The sequence below is a fragment of the Pseudomonas sp. UTLPPB19802 genome, from assembly GCF_059730225.1.
In genome coordinates this window covers 7305001-7325251 of sequence record NZ_AP048545.1, presented here as the reverse complement: position 1 = coordinate 7325251, position 20251 = coordinate 7305001, and the positions used below count along the sequence as shown (strand labels likewise).

At 63.4% G+C, this 20251-nt stretch carries 20 protein-coding genes and 1 pseudogene (1 of these 21 cut by a window edge); 9 read left to right on the top strand and 12 right to left on the bottom strand.

What is annotated here, in order from left to right:
- Positions 1 to 171 precede the first annotated feature (171 nt).
- Positions 172 to 1260 (bottom strand): annotated as a pseudogene (locus AC6I6U_RS32445) (cache domain-containing protein); the annotation flags it as partial.
- 424 nt (positions 1261 to 1684) lie between these two features.
- On the opposite strand from AC6I6U_RS32445, the gene AC6I6U_RS32440 reads away from it, so the two are divergent.
- Positions 1685 to 2584, top strand: a complete 900-nt coding sequence (locus tag AC6I6U_RS32440) for a PA4780 family RIO1-like protein kinase (RefSeq protein WP_497879993.1) — start codon at positions 1685 to 1687, stop codon at positions 2582 to 2584.
- A 36-nt stretch (positions 2585 to 2620) separates the two neighbouring features.
- On the opposite strand, the gene cueR is transcribed toward AC6I6U_RS32440, so the two are convergent.
- From cueR to AC6I6U_RS32425, 3 genes are all read right to left on the bottom strand, one after another.
- On the bottom strand, positions 2621 to 3028 hold the full coding sequence (gene cueR / locus AC6I6U_RS32435; RefSeq protein WP_497879992.1) for a Cu(I)-responsive transcriptional regulator: 408 nt from the start codon (positions 3026 to 3028) through the stop codon (positions 2621 to 2623).
- Between the two features lie 11 nt (positions 3029 to 3039).
- Positions 3040 to 5427 (bottom strand): heavy metal translocating P-type ATPase, encoded by a 2388-nt coding sequence (locus AC6I6U_RS32430; protein WP_497879991.1) that lies wholly within the window; start codon positions 5425 to 5427, stop codon positions 3040 to 3042.
- Between the two features lie 83 nt (positions 5428 to 5510).
- Positions 5511 to 5897, bottom strand: a complete 387-nt coding sequence (locus AC6I6U_RS32425; RefSeq protein WP_497879990.1) for a hypothetical protein — start codon at positions 5895 to 5897, stop codon at positions 5511 to 5513.
- 146 nt (positions 5898 to 6043) lie between these two features.
- On the opposite strand from AC6I6U_RS32425, the gene AC6I6U_RS32420 reads away from it, so the two are divergent.
- Positions 6044 to 6244, top strand: coding sequence for a heavy-metal-associated domain-containing protein (locus tag AC6I6U_RS32420; protein ID WP_497879989.1), 201 nt, complete (start codon positions 6044 to 6046; stop codon positions 6242 to 6244).
- Positions 6245 to 6388: 144 nt separating this feature from the next.
- Positions 6389 to 7576 (top strand): multidrug effflux MFS transporter, encoded by a 1188-nt coding sequence (locus tag AC6I6U_RS32415; RefSeq protein ID WP_497879988.1) that lies wholly within the window; start codon positions 6389 to 6391, stop codon positions 7574 to 7576.
- Position 7577: 1 nt separating this feature from the next.
- Here the strand turns inward: AC6I6U_RS32415 and AC6I6U_RS32410 are convergent, their stop codons facing one another.
- Entirely contained in the window at positions 7578 to 7754 is a 177-nt protein-coding gene (locus tag AC6I6U_RS32410; protein WP_497879987.1) for a hypothetical protein, read from the bottom strand.
- 201 nt (positions 7755 to 7955) lie between these two features.
- Positions 7956 to 8969, bottom strand: coding sequence for a zinc-binding alcohol dehydrogenase family protein (locus AC6I6U_RS32405; protein ID WP_497879986.1), 1014 nt, complete (start codon positions 8967 to 8969; stop codon positions 7956 to 7958).
- A 133-nt stretch (positions 8970 to 9102) separates the two neighbouring features.
- Between AC6I6U_RS32405 and vimR the strand changes: the two genes are divergently transcribed.
- The 3 genes from vimR (at position 9103) to AC6I6U_RS32390 (ending at position 12498) form a co-directional block, all read left to right on the top strand.
- Positions 9103 to 10035 (top strand): transcription regulator VimR, encoded by a 933-nt coding sequence (vimR, locus tag AC6I6U_RS32400; RefSeq protein ID WP_497879985.1) that lies wholly within the window; start codon positions 9103 to 9105, stop codon positions 10033 to 10035.
- Positions 10036 to 10274: 239 nt separating this feature from the next.
- Positions 10275 to 10991, top strand: coding sequence for an ArsR/SmtB family transcription factor (locus AC6I6U_RS32395; RefSeq protein ID WP_497879984.1), 717 nt, complete (start codon positions 10275 to 10277; stop codon positions 10989 to 10991).
- 127 nt (positions 10992 to 11118) lie between these two features.
- Complete coding sequence (locus tag AC6I6U_RS32390) at positions 11119 to 12498, top strand: MFS transporter (RefSeq protein WP_497879983.1); 1380 nt, start codon at positions 11119 to 11121, stop codon at positions 12496 to 12498.
- Positions 12499 to 12602: 104 nt separating this feature from the next.
- On the opposite strand, the gene AC6I6U_RS32385 is transcribed toward AC6I6U_RS32390, so the two are convergent.
- Complete coding sequence (locus AC6I6U_RS32385; protein WP_497879982.1) at positions 12603 to 13556, bottom strand: adenosine deaminase; 954 nt, start codon at positions 13554 to 13556, stop codon at positions 12603 to 12605.
- Positions 13557 to 13716: 160 nt separating this feature from the next.
- On the opposite strand from AC6I6U_RS32385, the gene AC6I6U_RS32380 reads away from it, so the two are divergent.
- Positions 13717 to 14805, top strand: a complete 1089-nt coding sequence (locus tag AC6I6U_RS32380; RefSeq protein WP_497879981.1) for a calcium:cation antiporter — start codon at positions 13717 to 13719, stop codon at positions 14803 to 14805.
- A 4-nt stretch (positions 14806 to 14809) separates the two neighbouring features.
- Here the strand turns inward: AC6I6U_RS32380 and AC6I6U_RS32375 are convergent, their stop codons facing one another.
- A complete protein-coding gene (locus AC6I6U_RS32375) occupies positions 14810 to 15493 on the bottom strand; it encodes an SDR family oxidoreductase (RefSeq protein ID WP_497879980.1) in 684 nt (227 codons plus the stop codon).
- A 16-nt stretch (positions 15494 to 15509) separates the two neighbouring features.
- A complete protein-coding gene (locus AC6I6U_RS32370; RefSeq protein WP_497879979.1) occupies positions 15510 to 15869 on the bottom strand; it encodes a MerR family transcriptional regulator in 360 nt (119 codons plus the stop codon).
- An 83-nt stretch (positions 15870 to 15952) separates the two neighbouring features.
- Here AC6I6U_RS32370 and AC6I6U_RS32365 point away from each other — a divergent pair, with 83 nt between their 5' ends.
- Positions 15953 to 16384, top strand: coding sequence for a hypothetical protein (locus AC6I6U_RS32365; protein ID WP_497879978.1), 432 nt, complete (start codon positions 15953 to 15955; stop codon positions 16382 to 16384).
- Positions 16385 to 16732: 348 nt separating this feature from the next.
- Here the strand turns inward: AC6I6U_RS32365 and AC6I6U_RS32360 are convergent, their stop codons facing one another.
- The 3 genes from AC6I6U_RS32360 to AC6I6U_RS32350 form a co-directional block, all read right to left on the bottom strand.
- Positions 16733 to 17314, bottom strand: a complete 582-nt coding sequence (locus AC6I6U_RS32360; protein ID WP_497879977.1) for an IMPACT family protein — start codon at positions 17312 to 17314, stop codon at positions 16733 to 16735.
- Positions 17315 to 17338: 24 nt separating this feature from the next.
- The gene (locus AC6I6U_RS32355) at positions 17339 to 17989 is read right to left on the bottom strand and encodes a TetR/AcrR family transcriptional regulator (protein ID WP_497879976.1); all 651 of its coding nucleotides are present in this window, start codon (positions 17987 to 17989) and stop codon (positions 17339 to 17341) included.
- A gap of 143 nt (positions 17990 to 18132) precedes the next feature.
- Positions 18133 to 19053: a LysR family transcriptional regulator gene (locus AC6I6U_RS32350; RefSeq protein WP_497879975.1), complete on the bottom strand. Its 921-nt coding sequence runs from the start codon at positions 19051 to 19053 to the stop codon at positions 18133 to 18135.
- A 125-nt stretch (positions 19054 to 19178) separates the two neighbouring features.
- Here AC6I6U_RS32350 and aptA point away from each other — a divergent pair, with 125 nt between their 5' ends.
- Positions 19179 to 20251, top strand: partial view of an omega-aminotransferase AptA gene (gene aptA / locus AC6I6U_RS32345; RefSeq protein ID WP_497879974.1) — the 5' portion only. 277 nt of this gene lie beyond the right edge of the window; the window shows 1073 of its 1350 coding nt (coding positions 1-1073); its start codon is at positions 19179 to 19181; its stop codon lies off the right edge, out of view.

Here is a 20251-nt window from a genome sequence, read left to right as displayed (position 1 = left end):
GTTGGCGGTGGCGACCATTTCGTGGAACGCGGTAGACACCATGTCCACGGCCTCGCGCTGGCGCCCGGCGGCGTCGGCCATGTCGTTGGAGACGCGGGTCGAGTTGTGCGACGAATCGAGAATCTTGTTCGCCGATTGGCCGATATGCTGGATCAGCCCGCGAATCGCCCCGAGGAACTGGTTGAACCAGCCGGCCAGTTGCGCGGTTTCGTCACGGCCACGAACGGTCAGGTTCTGGGTCAGGTCGCCGTTGCCCTGGGCAATGCCTTCCAGGCCGCTGGATACGCCGCGGATCGGCCGCACGATCAGGCTGGCGAAGCTGGCGCCGACTATGGCGAAGACCACCACCAGCACCACGGCGATGATCGCGATCAGCCAGGTCAGTTGGTTGGCGCTTTTCATCACTTCGCTCTGCTTGACCATGCCGATGAAGGTCCAGCCCAGTTGTTCCGATGGCCAGACATTGGCCATGTAGTTCTCGCCGTTGATCTCGACTTCCACCAGGCCCTTGCCGGCCTTGGCCAGTTCGGCATAACCGCCGCCCAGGCTGTCGAGATTCTTGAAGTTGTGCTCAGGCTGCTTGGGGTCGACCAGCAGGTTGCCGCTGTTTTCCATCAGCATCAGGTAGCCGCTGTCGCCCAGCTTGATCTGCTTGACGATTTCGGTGAGCTGCTTGAGGGTCACGTCGACGCTGACCACGCCGCCCTGGGCGCCGAGCTTGTTGTCCACGGTACGCACGGTCGCGACCATCACCGCATCGTCGGGCGCCCAGTAGTAGGCGGCGGTGCGCAGGGTTTTGCCGGGGTTGGCCTGTGCGGTCTTGTACCAGGGGCGTACACGCGGATCGTAGTTGGCGAACTTCTGGTCAGCTGGCCAGCTGACGTAGCCGCCGCTACCGACGCCATAGGAAACGTAGGAGTAGGCCGGATGGGTCTTGGCCAGGCCATCGAACAGTTCGTATATCTGCTTGTCCTGTTCACCTGCGGGAACCTGCGAAGGATCGGCGCTCATGTAGCTCTTGAGGCTGCCATCGGCATTTTTCACCAGCGGATGATTGGCCAGGAATTCGATGTTCTGGCTGACGCCTTCAAAGAACACCTGTATCGCGTTGTTGACCTGGCGAATCTCCCGACCGCTGCCGTCGACAAAATTGCTACGCGCTTCACTGCGCAGGTTCAGTACCACCAGGGTGGCGACCAGCACCACCGGCAAACAGGCGACGATTGCGAACGCCCAGGTCAACTTCTGCTTGATATTCATCCGCGCTCCAGATTTTTCTTGTTGGCCCGCAGGTGTCGGGGACACGCGGAACAGGGCTGCTGTGAAGGTCGAGCGGTAATGAAGATCCGTTTCGCAGGCGACGTGCCGATTGTCCGACAAAATCACCACTCTCTCTGAGCGATTCGGCCCAGGTAGAAAAAAATTTAGACCATCTGGCGAATATTCGCGTTTTTGCCGAGTATTTGTATGCCGGGCGGTGTCGCAGATGACAGGGCGCCGGGTGAGTAGTGGCCTGGCGGGTGTCGGCTATTATTCTTGGGCCCATGGATTTACTGCAGTAATCTGGCACATTGAGTGCATTGGAGGGCATTCGGGGTCGGCATCTCCTACTCGCTGTGAGAGGATGGGGCCGCAACGAATGATGGTCGCGTACTTGGCAATAAAGGACCCAGAATAAAAGCTGATGAAGACTCCAAAACGCATTGAACCGCTGATCGAGGACGGTCTGGTCGACGAGGTGCTGCGCCCACTGATGAGTGGCAAAGAGGCAGCTGTCTACGTGGTGCGCTGTGGCAAGGAACTGCGCTGCGCCAAGGTTTACAAGGAGGCGAACAAACGAAGTTTTCGTCAGGCGGCCGAGTATCAGGAAGGCCGCAAGGTACGTAACAGCCGTCAGGCCCGGGCCATGGCCAAGGGCTCCAAGTTCGGGCGCAAGGAAGCCGAGGACGCCTGGCAGAACGCCGAGGTGGCGGCCCTGTTCCGCCTGGCCAGTGCCGGGGTGCGGGTGCCCAAGCCGTTCGACTTCCTCGATGGCGTGTTGCTGATGGAACTGGTGGCCGACGAGTATGGCGATGCCGCACCGCGCCTCAACGACGTGGTGCTGGAGCCGGACCAGGCGCGCGAGTATCACGCGCTGCTGATCTCGCAGATCGTGCTGATGCTGTGTGCCGGTCTGGTGCACGGTGACCTGTCGGAGTTCAATGTGCTGCTGGCGCCGGATGGCCCGGTGATTATCGACCTGCCCCAGGCCGTGGATGCGGCGGGAAACAACCACGCGTTCAGCATGTTGGAGCGGGATGTCGACAACATGGCGTCCTACTTTGGCCAGTTTGCCCCGGAACTCAAGCAGACCCGCTATGCCAGGGAAATGTGGGCCCTGTACAAGGCTGGCACCCTGCATCCGGGCAGCGTCCTGACCGGCGAGTTCGCCGAGGATCAGGTGCAGGCGGACGTGCGTGGCGTGCTGCGCGAAATCGAGGCGGCGCGCTTCGATGAGGAGCGTCGGCAGGCGATTCGTTCGGCTGACGATGCCCCGCGCGGTCGCCAGGCCGAGGAGCCGACGCCACCCTGGATGCAGCACTGACGCGGCTGGCGCCCCCGTGTCGAGGGGGCGCGGCCTTCAGTTCTTCGTACAGCAACTGCCCGAGGCCAGGTCCCTGAGGATCGGGCAATCCGGGCGGTGATCGCCGTGGCAATGTTCCACCAGCTCCTGCAGGGTATCGCGCAGGCCGGCCAGCTCGTCGATCTTGCGGTTCAACTCGTCGATATGTTGGCGCGCCAAGGCCTTCACATCGGCGCTGGCACGCTGTCGATCCTGCCAGAGCGTCAGCAGCTTGCCGACTTCCTCCAGGGAAAAACCCAGGTCCCGCGAGCGCTTGATGAACGCCAGGGTGTGCAGTTCATCCGCACCGTACAGGCGGTAGCCACTGTCGGTGCGGGTGGCCGCCTTGAGCAAACCGATGGACTCGTAGTAACGAATCATCTTCGCGCTCAGGCCACTCTGGCGGGCTGCTTGGCCGATATTCATGCCGTCTTCCTTCAGTCGAGGTCTTCGGGTTTCCAGGTCTTGAGCAGCAGCGCGTTGCTCACCACGCTGACGCTCGACAGGGCCATCGCCGCGCCAGCCAGTACCGGGTTGAGCAGGCCGAAGGCGGCCAGCGGGATGCCGATCAGGTTATAGACGAACGCCCAGAACAGATTCTGCCGGATCTTGGCGTAGGTCTTGCGGCTGATTTCCAGTGCCGCCGGCACCAGTCGCGGATCGCCGCGCATCAGGGTGATGCCGGCGGCATGCATGGCGACATCGGTGCCGCCACCCATGGCGATGCCGATATCCGCGGCAGCCAGGGCCGGCGCATCGTTGATGCCGTCGCCGACCATCGCCACCACGCCGCTCTTTTTCAGCACGCCGACGGTGGCGGCCTTGTCGGCCGGCAGCACTTCGGCGTGCACGTCGTCGATGCCCAGCGCCTCGGCCACCACCTTGGCGCTGCCGCGATTGTCGCCGGTCAGCAGGTGGCTGCTGATTTGCCGTGCAGTGAGTTGCGCGATGGCTTGCGCTGCACCGGTCTTGAGGGTATCGCCGAAGGCAAACAGGGCCAGGACTCGTGGCTGCGGGCCTTGTTCGATCAACCAGGACAGGGTGCGGCCTTCGTTTTCCCAGGCATTCGCCAGTTGTTCCAGGGTTCCCGGCTGCAGCCCGCTTTCGTCGAGCAGACGGCGGTTGCCCAGGGCCAGCGCGCGACCATCCAGCTCGCCGGCGATGCCGCGACCGGTCAGCGAGCGGCTGGCGCGGATATCCGCGACTTCCAGGCCGCGTTCGGCGCAGGCATCCAGCACCGCCTTGGCCAGCGGGTGTTCGCTGCCGCGCTGCAGGGCCCCGGCCCATTGCAGGGCCAGTGCTTCGTCTCCATCCACCGCCGACAGGTGGGCGATACGCGGGGCACCGGAGGTCAGGGTACCGGTCTTGTCGAATACCACGCTGCTGACCTCATGGGCGCGCTCCAGGGCCTCGGCGTCCTTGATCAGGATGCCGTGGCGCGCGGCGACACCAGTGCCGGCCATGATCGCGGTGGGTGTGGCCAGGCCGAGGGCGCAAGGACAGGCGATTACCAGCACCGCCACCGCGTTGATCAGTGCCGTTTCCAGCGGGGCACCGTACAACCACCAGCCAAGCAGGGTCGCCAGGGCCAGCAGCAATACACTGGGGACGAACACCTGGCTGACCTTGTCCACCAGCTTCTGGATCGGTGCCTTGCCGGCCTGGGCATCTTCCACCAGGCGTATGATTCGTGCGAGGACTGTTTCGGCGCCCAGGGCCTGGGTCTTGACCAGCAGGCGGCCTTCGCCATTGATGGCGCCGCCGGTGACCTTGTCTCCCGGCTGTTTCGGCACCGGCAGGCTCTCGCCGCTGATCAGTGCCTCGTCGGCGTGGCTCTGGCCTTCAATCACCTCGCCGTCCACCGGGAAGCGCTCGCCGGGCTTGACCAGCACCAGGTCGTCCAGCCGCAGGGCGCTGATGGCGACGTCCTGCTCGCGGCCGTCGATCACCTGGATCGCCCGTTCCGGGCGCAATGCTTCCAGGGCGCGGATGGCACTGGCGGTCTGGCGCTTGGCGCGGCTCTCCAGGTACTTGCCCAGCAGCACCAGGGCGATCACCACCGCCGAGGCTTCGAAATACAGGTGGGGCATGTGGCCCGGATGGGCGTTGATCCACTGGTAGAGGCTCAGGCCGTAGCCGGCGCTGGTACCGAGGGCCACCAGCAGGTCCATGTTGCCGGCGCCGGCCTTGACCGCTTTCCAGGCCGCGACATAGAAGCGTGCTCCCAGGATGAACTGGACTGGTGTCGCCAGGGCGAACTGCAGCCAGGCCGGCAGCATCCAGTCATGGCCGAAGGGCTGGGCGAGCATGGGCAGCACCAATGGCAGCGCCAGGGCGAGGGCCAGCAGCAGTTGCCAGCGCTCACGCACCAGGCGTTGCTCCTGGGACTGGACGACGCTGCTTTCGTTGTCATGCAGGCTTGCCGAGTACCCGGCGGCTTCGACGGCGCTGATCAGCACGCTGGGTTCGAGCTGTCCCAGCAACTGGATGTGCGCCCGTTCGCTGGCCAGGTTGACGCTGGCACCGCGTACGCCGGCGACCTTGTTCAGCGCCCGTTCGACCCGCCCGGCGCAGGAAGCGCAGGTCATGCCGCCGATATCCAGCTCCAGCTCCTGGCTGGGTACCTGGTAACCGGCCTGTTCAACGGCCTGCAACAGCGCCGGCAGACTGTCGGTCGGGGCCTGGACGCGGGCCTGTTCGGTGGCGAGGTTGACACTGACCGCACTGGCGCCTGCCACTTTGCGCAGGGCCCGCTCGACCCGGCCGGCGCAACTGGCGCAGGTCATGCCGGCGATCGGCAGGTCAAAGGCGATGGATTCCGGCATGGGCGATACTCCTGGAGAAGTTGCCCACAGGATCAACCTTGCCACATGGGCAAGGTCAAGCCTCTATTTCATACGGCGCAGGTTTATTGATAGCCCAGCCGTACCTGCTTGAGGCGCAGGCCGCTCGGGCTGGCGACAATGGCGAACTTGCGCACGTCGCCGCCATTGAGCTTGATCACCTGCTCGGGTGCCGCCAGCAGGCTGGCGTTGCAGCCAGGTGCCTGGCTCGGCAGGGATTTCAGGCGAACCGAAACATCGCCCGGCGGCAGGTTGAAGGAGGTGGCTTGTTCCTGGAACAGCCGTGCCGACAACTGGTCCTGCAGGTAGACGCCGATTTCGCAGGGCGTCGAGACCTCCAGGCGTTCACGGGAGATGATCAGCACCCCGTAGTTTTCTCCGGCGGCGCTGGCAAAGGGGGATGCCCCGAACAGGCTGAGAAGGCCAAACAGGCCGAAAGCTGACCAGCGCATGGCTGAATCTCCTACGGTTGAATCGTTGATGACGAAGCTTGGCGCAGGGGCGAGCGAAATGCCAGCCCGGCAGATCATCGAGGAACTTGACCTTGCCATCGTGGCAAGCTTGAAACTGCCTGCAACCTCAATACAGGAGAAGCGTCATGCAAGTCTTCAATGTTCAAGGTATGTCCTGCGGTCACTGCGTCAAGGCGATCACTTCTGCGCTCCAGGCCAAGGATCCGGCGGCCAGCGTCCAGGTCGACCTGGGGTCGAAGGAAGTCGGCGTGCAGAGCCGCTTGTCGGCGGAAGAAGTCATCAACGCCATTGTCGAGGAAGGCTACGAGGCGAAGCTGGCGGGTTGAAGTCTTAGCACTGCGAGCCTGCTGCCCGGCTGACCGAGTACGTTGGTCGGGTATTTATTTAGTTAGCGACCTATCGGAATGTTCAAGGTAATCGTCCACGGTTAAACTATCCGGCTTTGCGCACTGCTGTTTACCGGATGCCTGATGAACCTACGAACGATCCTGATCCTGGGGGCCCTGAGTGCCTTCGCGCCCCTGGCCATCGACTTCTACCTGCCGGGCTTTCCGGCGATGGCCGTCGCCTTCGGCACCGATGAAAAACATATCCAGCTGACGCTGGCAGTGTACTTTTTCGGCTTGTCCATCGGCCAACTGGCCTACGGGCCGCTGGCCGATCGCTTCGGTCGGCGCGGGCCATTGCTCGTCGGCGTCGCCCTGTTCACCGTGGCATCGCTGGCCTGTGCCTTTGCGCCGAACCTGGAGTGGCTGATCGCCGCGCGGTTCCTGCAGGCCTTGGGCGGTTGCGCCGGGTCGGTGATTTCCCGGGCGGTGGTCAGCGACAAGTGTGACGCCGTGGGCTCGGCCAAGGTCTTCTCGCAACTGATGCTGGTCACCGGCCTGGCGCCGATCCTCGCGCCGATGCTCGGCGGGGTGCTGGTCAACCTCTATGGCTGGCAGTCGATTTTCCTCGTGCTGACGCTGTTCAGTGCCTTGTCCGCCTTTGCCGTGGCCCTTGGCCTGCCGGAGAGCCTGCCCGCCAGCCAGCCGCGCCAACCGTTGTCGGGTGCACTGCGCCAGTACGGCCGCCTGCTTTCCGACGGGGTGTTCTTCGGCCATGCACTGACCGGCGGCATCGCCATCGCCGGGATGTTTGCCTATATCGCCGGCTCGCCGTTCGTCTTCATCAAGTTGTATGGCGTTCCCGCCGAGCATTACGGCTGGCTGTTCGGCAGCAACGCCGCTGGCTTCATCCTGGTGGCCCAGGTCAATGCGCGCCTGCTGGGGAAGCTGGGGCCAGCGCGGCTGCTGGCTCGGGCGGTCTGGGTCTATGTTGCGGCGGGGCTGGCCCTGCTGGGCATCAGCACCTTGCACACCACGCAGCTCTGGCCGTTGCTGGTTCCGTTGTTCATCTGCATCGCCAGCCTGGGTTGCATCGTCCCCAATGCCGCTGCCTGTGCCATGCGCGGCCAGGGCGCACGGGCCGGCAGCGCCTCGGCGATGTTCGGTTGCCTGCAGTTCAGCGTCGCCGCCGGCGCAGCCTCGCTGGTCGGCTTGCTACACGATGGCAGCGCGATGCCGATGGCGCTGGTGATCGCGCTGTGCGGGGTGCTGGCGGTGACGGTCGCCATTTTCACCCGACGCCTGGAGAAGGCGCGGGTGGTCGCGGGCTGATTCAGCCTACGGCGCGTTGCTGTTCGGGGAAAATATGGGGAGCCTGCAGGCGGGCTTGCAGGGTTTGGACAAAGGCACGGGCTTCGGCTTCGGTGCGGAATGTCACCGCATGCTGGTCGAGCCGGACCTGCCAGTGGCTGCCGTGGGATTTTGCTAACTCTTTGACAAGGATCTTCATGGCTGACTTCCTCTGGTTGGCAAAGGCGGCCATTGTAAACCCGAATCCATGGATGGATATGACGGGGATCAAGGATCTGACTGACGGTATTTCTGCTTGTCTTGTGAGAGGCAGATGACGGTCCTACGCTGAGCCCGCGCTCTTTCTCCCGCACGCGACAGGTCTGCGGGACGGCACCAGTCGCCGCCCCGCAGCCATGGCTCAAAATCCTTCCAGAACGATCTTGCCCCTGGCCTTGCCGCTTTCCAGCAAGGCATGGGCCCGGCGCAGGTTGGCCGCGTTGATCTGGCCGAAGTGTTCGCCGACCGTGGTTTTCAGCACGCCCGAATCGATCAGGTCGGCGACCCGGTTGAGCAGGTGGTGCTGTTCGATCATGTCCTCGGTCTCGAACATCGAGCGGGTGTACATGAACTCCCAGTGCAGCGACAGGCTCTTGCGCTTGAGCTGGCTGACGTCGAGGTGTTTCGGGTCATCGATCAGCGCCAGCTTGCCCTGGGGCTTGAGGGCCGCGACCAGTTGCTCCAGGTGGGTGTCGGTCTGGGTCAGGCTGGCGACATGGGTGACATGCGCCAGGCCGTGGGCCTTGAGTTCTTCGCTCAGTGGCTGGCTGTGGTCGATCACCAGATCGGCGCCGAGCGCTTGTACCCACTCGCGGGTCTCGGGCCGCGAGGCGGTGCCGATGACTTTCAGTCCGGTCAGTTGGCTGGCCAACTGCGTCAGGATCGAACCCACGCCGCCTGCCGCGCCGACGATCAGCAGGCTCTGGCCCTGGTCGGTCTTGCCTTCGGCCACTTGCAGGCGTTCGAACAGCAGCTCCCAGGCAGTGATCGCAGTCAGCGGCAGGGCGGCAGCCTCGGCAAAACCCAGGCTTTGCGGCATGTGCCCGACAATGCGCTCGTCGACCACGTGCAGTTCGCTGTTGGCACCGGGGCGGATCAGGGAACCGGCGTAGAACACCTTGTCGCCGACTTTGAACAGGCTGACGTCGCTGCCGACTGCCTTGACCACGCCGGCCACGTCCCAACCCAGCACCTTGGCCTCGCCAGCTGGCGGCGGCATGTGCTGGCGGACCTTGGTGTCCACCGGGTTGACCGAGATGGCCTTGACCTCGACCAGCAGGTCGCATGGACCGGCGACCGGTGCGGGCAGTTCGATGTCTTGCAGCGACAGGGGATCGTTGATGGGCAAGGCGGTGTAGAAGGCGATGGCTTTCATGGTGAGGCTCCGTAGAGGGGGCTGGAATGGGTAAGGCCTTTCGATGGGTCAATGATTGGCTATTTCCCCGGGCGATAAAACCGGCTAAAACGGCAGGCTCTTTCAATATTTTTTTGATAATTCCGGGTGCGGGATGTTGCGCTTCGATGATTTGCAATTGTTTGTCCGGGCCGCCGATCTGGGCAGCCTGTCTGCTGCGGCGCGGGTCATGGACCTGTCGCCGGCGGTGGCCAGCGCTTCGCTCAAGCGCATCGAACAGCAGCTCGGCGCGCGCCTGCTCGCCCGCTCGACCCGCAGCCTGCGGCTGACGGCCGAAGGCGAGGGCTTCCTGGAGTACGCGCGGGCGGCCTTGAGCAATCTTGACGAGGGCCGGCGTCTGCTGGCCAGCGGGCAGGACCAGGTCAGCGGCGTGCTGCAGTTGTCCGCGCCTTCGGATTTTGGTCGCAACCTGCTGCTGCCCTGGCTCGATGAGTTCCAGCGGGAACACCCGCGCCTGACGGTACGGCTGCTGCTGGGTGACCGGATTGCCGACCTGTTCCGCCAGCCGGTGGACATTGCCCTGCGTTATGGTGAGCCGGAGGATTCCAGCCTGGTCGCCTTGCCGATCGCCCCGGACAACCGTCGGGTGCTGTGCGCCGCGCCCGAATACCTGGCGCGTCACGGCGAGCCGGCGACCCTGGAGCAACTGGCCCAGCACAACTGCCTGCTGTTCATGCTCGGCAGCCGTGTCCATGATCATTGGAGTTTTCACGATGGCCGGCGCGAGATCGGCCTGACGGTCAGCGGTGATCGCTTCAGCGACGATGCCGATGTGGTGCGCCTGTGGGCGCTGGCTGGTGCGGGAATCGCCTACAAGTCCTGGCTGGATGTCGGCACCGATGTGTTGGCCGGGCGCCTGAAGGTGCTCTTGCCGGAGCTGTCGTGCGAGCGGGCGCCGCTGAATCTGCTGTGCGCCCATCGCGCTCAATTGAGTAAGCCGGTGAACCTGTTGCGCGAGATGCTCGGCCGGCGATGTGCCGAGCTGTCGCGCCAGGCTCCGGCTCGCCTGGTGCGTAGCGGCGGCTAGTCATGCGTTTCCTGTTACAAGCCGTTCAGCAATAAAAGTCTGCGGCTGTTCCATTGTGGTTTAGGCTTGATTCATTGGATCCAATGCCTGAGAGGCAGCACGCTGTGCGTGAGGTCCGCCGGAGCCGAGGGATTAGGGAAAATTCCCGGCTTTTGGCAGTTTTGCGTCTTGGTTTGAATTCAGGAACTTCTCAGTATGGTGTTGTGCAGTCGATCAGTGTTTCAACAGGGAGTGAAAACATGGAATACGCACCTTGCATCAGCCAGATAGCCACGTTGCTCGCCGACCCCAAGCGCAGCGCCATGATGTGGGCGTTGCTCGATGGCAGCGCACGCTGTGCCGATGAGCTGGCCCTGCTGGCCGGTTTGTCCCTTTCATCCGCCAGTGCCCATCTGGCCCGCCTGAGTGCCGGCGGCCTGCTGCGCCAGGAGGCCCGGGGTCGCAAGCGTTTCTTCCGCCTGTCTGCCCCGGAGATCGCGACCGCCGTGGAAGCGCTGGCCAGCGCTTCACTGGCCAGCGCGCCGTTGGTGGTGAATCACTCGATCAAGCTACAGACCCCGGATGCCGAGGCGCTCAAGCGGGCCCGGCAGTGCCACGATCACCTCGGCGGAGAACTGGCCTGCGAGTTGTACCAGCGCCTGCTGGCGGCCGGCTGGATCGAACAGCAGGAGCAGCGTATCCGCGTGACCAGCGTCGGCGCCCAGCGTTTTGCCGAGCGTGGGCTGTATATCCAGGCACTGGCCCATGGGCGCCATGAGATGGTCTGTGTCTGCCATGACGTGCGTGAACGCCGTCCGCACTTGGGCGGGGTACTCGGCGCGGGGCTGTTGCAACTGTTCCTGCAGTCGGGTTGGCTCGGCCTGATGGAGGACTCCCGGGCGCTACGGGTTTCCCCCATCGGCGAGCGGCAGATCGACAGGTTCGCCGCCATGGTCGAGCTGGAGCTGGCCGGCTGAACCGCTTCGCTGCCCGTGGCACGGACGCCACGGGGGTCGCTCATGGATGCGGGCAGGTCGTCCTCAGGAGTAACGCCAGTCGGTGATATCGCACACTCGATCGAGCATTCGAATCGAGGGATATCCCATGGAAACTCAAGGCTACAGCGCAGCGGAACGTCTGGAACGGCTGCCGATCAGCGGTTATCACCGGCTGATCTTCATTGTCATTGCCCTGGCATTTTTCTTCGACTCGATGGACCTGGCGATGATGACGTTCCTGCTCGGCTCGATCAAAGCCGAGTTCGCCCTGAGCAGCGCCCAGGCGGGGTTGCTGGCCAGTTCGAGTTTCTTCGGGATGGTGCTGGGGGCCTCGCTGTCGGGCATGCTCGCCGACCGCTTCGGGCGCAAGCCGGTGTTCCAGTGGAGCATCGTGCTGTGGGGGCTGGCCAGCTACCTGTGTTCCACGGCGCAGACCGTCGAGATGCTGACGCTGTTCCGGGTGCTGCTGGGGATCGGCATGGGCATGGAGTTTCCGATTGCCCAGTCGATGCTCTCGGAACTGATTCCGACCAGGCGACGCGGACGCTATATCGCCCTGATGGATGGGTTCTGGCCACTCGGGTTCGTCGCGGCCGGGCTGTTGTCGTATTTCCTCCTGCCGCTGGTGGGTTGGCGCGACATCTTCCTGGTGCTGGCGGTGCCGGCGGTTTTCGTCCTGGCGGTCCGTTTCTTCATTCCCGAGTCGCCACGCTGGCTGGAGCAGGCAGGCCGCGAGGGTGCTGCGGACCAGGTGCTGCGGGGTATCGAGGAGCGGGTGCGTGCCTCGCTCAAGCTGGCTGCATTGCCGACGCCGGAGCGCCTGCCGCGGGGTGTCGGGCGTGAACCGAGTTTCTTTGCGGCGTTCCGGCAACTGTGGTCGCCGTTGTACCGCCAGCGCACCCTGATGATCTGGAGCGTCTGGTTTTTCGCCTTGCTGGGCTTCTACGGTCTGACCTCATGGCTCAGCGCGTTGCTGCAGCAGTCGGGTTTTGCCGTGACCCAGTCGGTGTACTACACCGTACTGATTTCCCTCGGCGGGATTCCCGGTTTCCTGGTGGCTGCGTGGCTGATCGAACTGTGGGGGCGCAAGCCGGTGTGCATCGTCACGTTGCTCGGCGGTGGGGTGATGGCGTTTCTCTACGGGCAGAGTGCGGTGTTCGGCGGCGAGGTGAGCCTGCTGATCGGCTCGGGCCTGCTGATGCAGTTCTTCCTGTTCGGGATGTGGGCGGTGCTCTATACCTACACGCCGGAGTTGTATCCGACTTCGGCACGGGCCACCGGCTCGGGGTTTGCTTCGGCCATCGGCCGCGTGGGTTCGTTGCTCGGACCGTTGGTGACCGGGTTGGTGTTTCCAGTGATGGGGCAGAGTGGGGTGTTCGCGCTTGGGGCGCTGTGCTTTGCGATCGCGGCGCTGGTGGTCGGCTGCTTCGGCGTGGAAACCCGCGGGCGGTCGCTGGAGGAATTGAGTGAGGCCGAGGTCCGATAGCGCCCCGATTTCCTGTAGGCGCGTGGCCTGCCCGCGAAGCTTTTAGCGGCCTCAATGGCCTCTTCGCGGGCAAGCCCGGCTCCTAAAGGTACCGCCGATATCGGTCAGGGCTTGACCAGCCGGGCATCCAGGCTGTTCTGCGCCAGGCGCCGGGCCTGGTCCTGGGTCATGCCCAGGTGGGTGTGCAGGGCATGGAAGTTTTCGGTGACATAACCACCGAAGTACGCCGGGTCATCCGAGTTCACCGTGACCTTCACGCCACGCTCGAGCATGTCGAGAATGTTGTGCTGGGACATGTGGTCGAACACGCACAGCTTGGTGTTGGACAGCGGGCAGACCGTCAGCGGAATCTGCTCGTCGATGATGCGCTGCATCAGGCGCTCGTCCTCGATGGCGCGCACGCCGTGGTCGATTCGCTGGATTTTCAGCAGGTCGATGGCTTCCCAGATGTACTCCGGTGGACCTTCCTCGCCCGCATGCGCCACGGTGAGGAAACCCTCGGCGCGTGCCCGGTCGAAGACCCGCTGGAACTTGCTGGGCGGATGGCCCATCTCCGAGCTGTCCAGGCCGACTGCGACGAAGGCATCGCGAAACGGCAGGGCCTGGTCGAGGGTCTTCTGTGCTTCTTCTTCACTCAGGTGACGCAGGAAGCTGAGGATCAGGCCGCTGCTGATGCCCAGTTGCTGCTCGCCATCCTTGAGCGCCGCGGCGATGCCGTTGAGCACCACTTCGAAGGGGATGCCCCGGTCGGTGTGGGTCTGCGGGTCGAAGAACGGTTCGGTGTGGATGACGTTCTGTTCCTTGCAGCGCAGCAGGTAGGCCCAGGTCAGGTCGTAGAAGTCCTGGGAGGTGCGCAGCACGTCGGCGCCCTGGTAGTACAGGTCGAGGAATTCCTGCAGGTTGTTGAAGGCGTAGGCCTGGCGCAGGGTGTCGACGTCCTGCCAGGGCAGGGCGATCTTGTTGCGCTCGGCCAGGGCGAACAACAGCTCGGGCTCGAGCGAGCCTTCGAGGTGCAGGTGCAGTTCGGCCTTGGGTAGGGCGTTGAGCCAGTCGTACATGTTCGGTTCTCATCAGGTGCAGATCGCGAACATTCTACAGATGTGAAACAAAATATTTGCTAAAACCTGACCAGGCGTTCAGCGTGCGCCCTGTCGTCCACAAGGAAGAAACGCTGCCGGTTCGCCGCAGTCTGTAAGTCATCACCCTCGAGACCCTCTCATGCTCACTCTGTTACGAGAAGAAAAATACCTGCTGCTGGCCCTGATCATGGCGGCCCTGACATACCCGTTGGAACACGCGCTGCTGGGCAATGGCCACGGCGTTGCGCTGATGGCCGGCCTGGTGCTGATCGGTGCCATTGTCTGCGCCTCGATGCGTGTGGCCCACCATGCCGAACTGCTGGCGGAAAAGGTCGGCGATCCCTACGGCACGATGATCCTGACCCTGTCGGCGGTGCTGGTGGAAGTGGTGATCCTGGCGATCATGATGAGCAACGAGGCATCACCGACTCTGGTGCGCGACACCATCTATTCGGCGGTGATGCTCGATATCAACGGCATCCTCGGCCTGGCCGCGCTGATGGGCGGCATCAAGCATGGCGAGCAGCCCTACAATGATGATTCGGCGCGTACCTACAGCGTGATGATCCTCACCGCGATGGGGGTGTCCATGGTGGTGCCGGAGTTCATTCCCGAGTCGGACTGGAAGGTCTACTCGGCGTTCACCATCGGTGCGATGGTGCTGTTGTATACGTTGTTCCTGCGCATGCAGGTCGGTTCCCACAGCTATTTCTTCAGCTACAGCTACCCGGAGAAAAAGCGTCGCGAGCCTGGTCATGAAGAGCATCCGCAAGGCAACCTGACCCAGTCCATCGTCATCCTGGTGCTGGGTATCGTGGTGATCGGCGCGCTGGCCGAAGTGATGTCCAAGGCCCTCGACCTGGGGCTGGAGAATACCGGCGCGCCGCCGGTGATCACGGCCATCCTGGTGGCGGCGATTTCCGCTGCGCCGGAAATTCTCACGGCCTTGCGCGCGGCGTTGGCCAACCGCATGCAGTCGGTGGTCAACATCGCACTCGGCGCGTCGTTGTCGACGGTGATCCTGACGGTGCCGGTGATGGAGGCCATGGCGCTCTACACCGGCCAGCCGTTCCAGATGGCGATGACCCCGGTGCAGACGGTGATGGTGTTCATCACCCTGATCGTCAGTGCGATCAACCTCAACGATGGCGAGACTAACGCCATCGAGGGCATGACTCACTTTGTGCTGTTTGCCACGTTCATCATGCTCTCGTTGCTGGGGCTCTGATGGCTTACCAGGGAATGGTTTCGCCCTTGTAGTTGATGAAGTGATGGCCGCCGCGGCCGGCGAAGGCGTTCACCTGGTCGACCAGGCCGCGGGTACTGGTGGCCACGTCGATCTGTGCGTCTTCGCCGCCCATGTCGGTCTTCACCCAGCCCGGGTGCATCGATAGCACGGTGAAGGTCGGCGCCTCGATTTCGCTCAGGAAGCTGTTGGTCATCGAGTTCAGTGCGGCCTTGCTGGCCTTGTAGAACGCCAGTTCCGGTGCATCGGGGACGGTCACGCTGCCCAGGCCCGAACTCATGAAGGCAATCACGCCGTAGCCTGGACGGATCTGCCCGACAAAACGCTGGGCCAGGGCGACCGGGGCGATGGCGTTGGTCAGGAACAACTGGCCGATATCCGCCAGCGAAGCGTTGGCCGGCTTCTGGTCGGCCGGGCCCTTGACCCCGGCGTTGACGAACAGCAGGTCGAACACCTGGCCTTGCAGGCGCTCGGCGAGGGCGCCGACGGCGGCCTGGTTGTCCATGTCCAGTGTCTCGATCTGCACCGGGCCGGCGGCTTTCAGTGCGTCGGCCTTGCCGGCATCACGCACGGTGGCGGTGACGTTCCAGCCATCGGCCAGCAGTTGCTGCACCAGCCCCAGGCCAAGGCCGCGGGAGGCGCCAATGATCAATGCGTTCTTACTGCTCATGGGATAAGTCCTTGTGTCATGAAATCTGGGTTCTCAGGGGACAGCTCTGTTGCAGGCGATGCTGCAACTCCTGGCGCAGTTCGCCGAGTTCGGCGATGCGCGTTTCGATCAGGTTGAGTTTGTCCTGTAGCAACTGCGCGACCGCGCTGTCCGGATCGGGGGCGTTCCACAGCGCGGCGACGCTGTTGCCGATCTCGCCGAGGCTGAAGCCCAGGCGCTGGGCGGTCTTGATGTAGAGCACCAGTTGCAGCATCTCCGGAGCGTAGTCGCGATAACCGTTGGCGCTGCGGCGGGCGACGATCAGCCCGCGCTGCTCGTAGAACCGCAGGGTGTCGCGGCTGACGGCGCTGGCCTGGGCCAGTTCTCCGATGCGCATGGTTGCTCTCTTTGCAGGGCTTGACCTTGGAGCATACTCCAGGCCTTAGGCTCTGTGTTCCTTAATGAGTCTGGAGTTGCACCATGTGGAGTACGGAACACTATCGTCGCCTGGTTCGGGCCAGTGGCTGGTACGACCTGATCGTCACCGCCGCGTTTGTCACGCCGTGGAGCTTCATGGCACTGCACGGGCTGTTGCAGGGGTGGCACCAGGCGATGGGGTTGCCGGGGACGCTGCCAGCGTTCGAGCCGACGCATATGCTGATGGCCAACCTGATGGGTTCGATCGTTTGTGTCTGGGCGGTGCTGCGCATCCGTGATCCACAGCCAGTGTTTGGGCGTTATGACGCCGTTGGCCGGATGCTGTTCGCCATCTGGCAGGCCTATGCACTAAGCCAGGGGGCGAGTGCGCTGATCGGGGTGATCCTGTTTTTCGAGATCGCCTGGGGAATCGCACAACTGCTGCCGATCAGGGACGTGCGGGTGTCCGCAGGGCTTGCGTACAGTGAACGGTAGACTGTTCAATAAATGATCAATTGTTCGCCGGCCATGTCGGATCGGTCACCGGGCGACCCTTGCACGGGTTATCCACAGCTTGCTCCACAGTATTTGTGAGCAAGCAGCGGCATCGGGCATAAGCGCTGCGCAGTAATCTTCGAAATGCGATAAATGCGCCTAAGCCGTTGTTTCGAGAAAGTTTCGACAGCTTTGGCAAACAGCTGTATGAAAATTGACCAGCGCCCGCAAAGCCACGTTACAGAAGGGTTACAGGCGGCTGTGCTCAGGTTATCCACAGTCGGGCCCACAGCGATTGTGGGCAAAAGCCCGGCTCCTTCCACGAGCACTGCCGGTGGCTGTGGACAACTAGCGCTGCAGGAGGATGCGCCCGCGGCTGAGGTCGGCCAGTTGCCGCTGAAGGGTGTCGATCAGGCTGTCGCCGACCGCCAGTTGCAGTTCCACGCCGTTGGCGGTGAACTGTTCCTCGACCACCAGCCCGCCAGCCTCGGCCACGCGCAGCTTGACCAGTGCCAGCTCGCTGAAGCTGCAGGCGCAGCGCAGCGGCACCCGGCTGATCAGTTCGATGCGCTCGGCGTTCTGCAGGCATTTGTTGGCGCCGCCGCCATAGGCGCGAGCCAGCCCGCCGGTACCCAGTTGAATGCCGCCGTACCAGCGGATCACCAGCACCGCGACCTGGTCGCAGTCCTGCGCCTCGATCGCCGCCAGGATCGGTCGCCCGGCGGTGCCGCCGGGTTCGCCGTCATCGCTGCTGCGGTACTGGTCGGCAAGCTTCCAGGCCCAGCAGTTGTGGGTGGCATCCAGATCACTGTGCTGCTCGATGAAGGCCTGGGCCTCGGCAACGCTGATGATCGGTGCCGCGAGGGTGATGAAGCGGCTTTTGCGGATTTCCTCTCGGTATTCACAAGCGCCGGCAAGGGTAAAGGGCATACGAAATCGGCTTTGAATGAAGGGTCAGAGCGGCGGCGTCAGCCCGCAGCCTTTGAGAATGATACGGATCAGGTTGTTGCCAGCCGCTTCCATGTCCTGCTTGGTCAGGCGCGAACGACCGGTGACGCGGCAGATCTGCGTGGCAAAGTCGGCGTAGTGCTGGGTGCTGCCCCAGAGCAGGAAGATCAAGTGGATCGGATCGACCGGGTCCATCTTGCCAGCGTCGATCCAAGCCTGGAATACGTTGGCCCGGCCCTGGAACCAGGCGCGGTAGTCCTGGCTGAAATATTCGCTCAGGCATTCGCCGCCGCTGATGATCTCCATGGCGAAGATCCGCGAGGCCTGCGGCTGGCGCCGGGAGAACTCCATCTTGGCGCGGATGTAGCGACTCAGGGCCTCGGCCGGATCGTCCTCGGCGTTCAGGTGGTTGAAGGTGCTGTCCCACAATTCGAGGATGTTGCTCAGCACCGCGACGTACAGGCCCAGCTTGTTGGTGAAGTAGTAATGCAGGTTGGCCTTGGGCAGCCCGGCGTTCTGCGCGATGGTGTTCATGCTGGTGCCCTTGAAACCATGACGGGCGAATTCGTCTTCGGCAGCCCTGATGATCGCTTCTTCGTTTTTCTGGCGAATGCGGCTGGCGGGTTTTCCGGCGTGGGCAGGGACTTCAACGGTCATAGGCAGTTCCGAGAGGGTCTGTGGGTGCAACCTGTGCACAGATAACTTACCCGGTGGGTTCAGACAAGTCCCGCCATCATATAAAGCCTGAATGTGTCCGGATTCGGGGCTTGGAGCCTGTGGCTTGACGTCAATTCGTTGAATCAACGGGTCGCCGCCAGGCTTTCCAGGAAACTCTCCAGCACCAGGTGCGGGCGCCGGCCCTTGCGCGTTACCGAGGCCAGGCTCAGGTCGTAGAAACGGCTGCTGGCCTTCAGCGCCCGCAGTCGACCTTGCTGCACCCACAGGCTGGCGTAGTGGTCCGGCAGGTAGCCGATGTAGCGCCCGGTAAGAATGAGGAACGCCATGCCTTCGCGGTCGGAAGCACTGGCCGTGCAGTTGAGTGCCTGGTAATGCGCCTGGATCTCGGCCGGCAGGCGGAAGGTCGGGGCGATCGCATCCTGGGCGTTGAGGCGCTCGTCATCCAGCTGCCGGTCATCAACGTAGAACAGTGGGTGGCCCACTGCGCAGTAGAGCAGCGAACGCTCACTGTACAGCGGCTGGTACTCCAGGCCCGACAAGACGCTGGCCTGGGGTACCACGCCGACATGCAGTCGGCCGTCGAGTACGCCTTGTTCCACTTCGTTGGGCGCAATCATGCGGATCTGGATCTGCACGTCCGGCCCGCGCTCTTTCAACTGGGCCAGGGCGTGAGTGATGCGCATGTGGGGCAGGGTGACCAGGTTGTCGGTCAGGCCGATGGTCAACTCGCCACGCAGGTGTTGGTGCAGGCCGTTGACCTCGGTGCGGAAGCTCTCCAGTGCGCTCAGCAGTTGCAAGGCCGACTGATAGACCTCGCGACCTTCCTCGGTCAAGGAAAAGCCCGCGCGTCCTCGCTGGCACAGGCGCAGGCCGAGGCGCTGCTCCAGATCGCTCATCTGCTGGCTGATCGCCGAACGGCCGATGCCGAGCACGGTTTCCGCTGCTGAAAAGCCACCGCATTCCACCACGCTGCGAAAGATCCGCAGCAGGCGGATATCGAAGTCGCTGACTTGCGCCAGGGGATCGGGGCGGCGGCTGCTCATGGTTTAGTCGGCTCTTGACTGAAGGTTAGAAAAGTTGCATTTCACCGACTTTATCGTCGTGGCAACTTACCCGCAACAACGCTTTCAACGTCCACGCCGCTTAAATGCCTTGCGAGGTTTCGCCGATGAACATGCCTGAAAACGCTCCGTCTTCCCTGGCCAGCCAGCTCAAGCTCGATGCCCACTGGATGCCTTATACCGCCAACCGCAACTTCCAGCGCGACCCGCGCCTGATCGTCGGCGCCGAAGGCAGCTGGTTGATCGATGACAAGGGGCGCAAGGTCTATGACTCGCTGTCGGGCTTGTGGACCTGCGGTGCCGGGCATACCCGCAAGGAAATCCAGGAAGCGGTGGCCAAGCAACTGGGCACCCTCGACTACTCGCCGGGCTTCCAGTACGGCCATCCGCTGTCGTTCCAGTTGGCGGAGAAAATCACCGCGCTGACGCCGGGCAACCTGAACCACGTGTTCTTCACCGATTCCGGTTCCGAGTGTGCCGACACCGCGGTGAAGATGGTCCGTGCCTACTGGCGCCTGAAGGGCCAGCCGACCAAGACCAAGATGATCGGCCGTGCCCGTGGTTATCACGGGGTGAACATCGCCGGTACCAGCCTTGGTGGCGTTAACGGCAACCGCAAGCTGTTCGGCCAGGCCATGCAGGACGTTGACCACCTGCCACACACCCTGCTGGCCAGCAACGCCTTCTCCCGTGGCATGCCGGAGCAGGGCGGTATTGCCCTGGCTGACGAGTTGCTCAAGCTGATCGAACTGCATGACGCCTCGAACATCGCCGCAGTGTTCGTCGAGCCGATGGCCGGTTCTGCCGGCGTGCTGGTGCCGCCCCAGGGCTACCTCAAGCGCCTGCGCGAAATCTGCGACCAGCACAGCATCCTGCTGGTGTTCGACGAAGTGATCACCGGCTTCGGTCGTACCGGTGCGATGTTCGGTGCCGACAGCTTCGGCGTGACCCCGGACCTGATGTGCATCGCCAAGCAAGTCACCAACGGTGCCATTCCGATGGGAGCGGTGATTGCCAGCAGCGAGATCTATCAGACCTTCATGAACCAGCCGACTCCCGAGTACGCAGTGGAATTCCCCCACGGCTACACCTACTCGGCGCACCCGGTGGCCTGCGCGGCCGGCCTGGCGGCACTCGACCTGCTGCAGAAGGAAAACCTGGTGCAGAGCGTGGCCGAGGT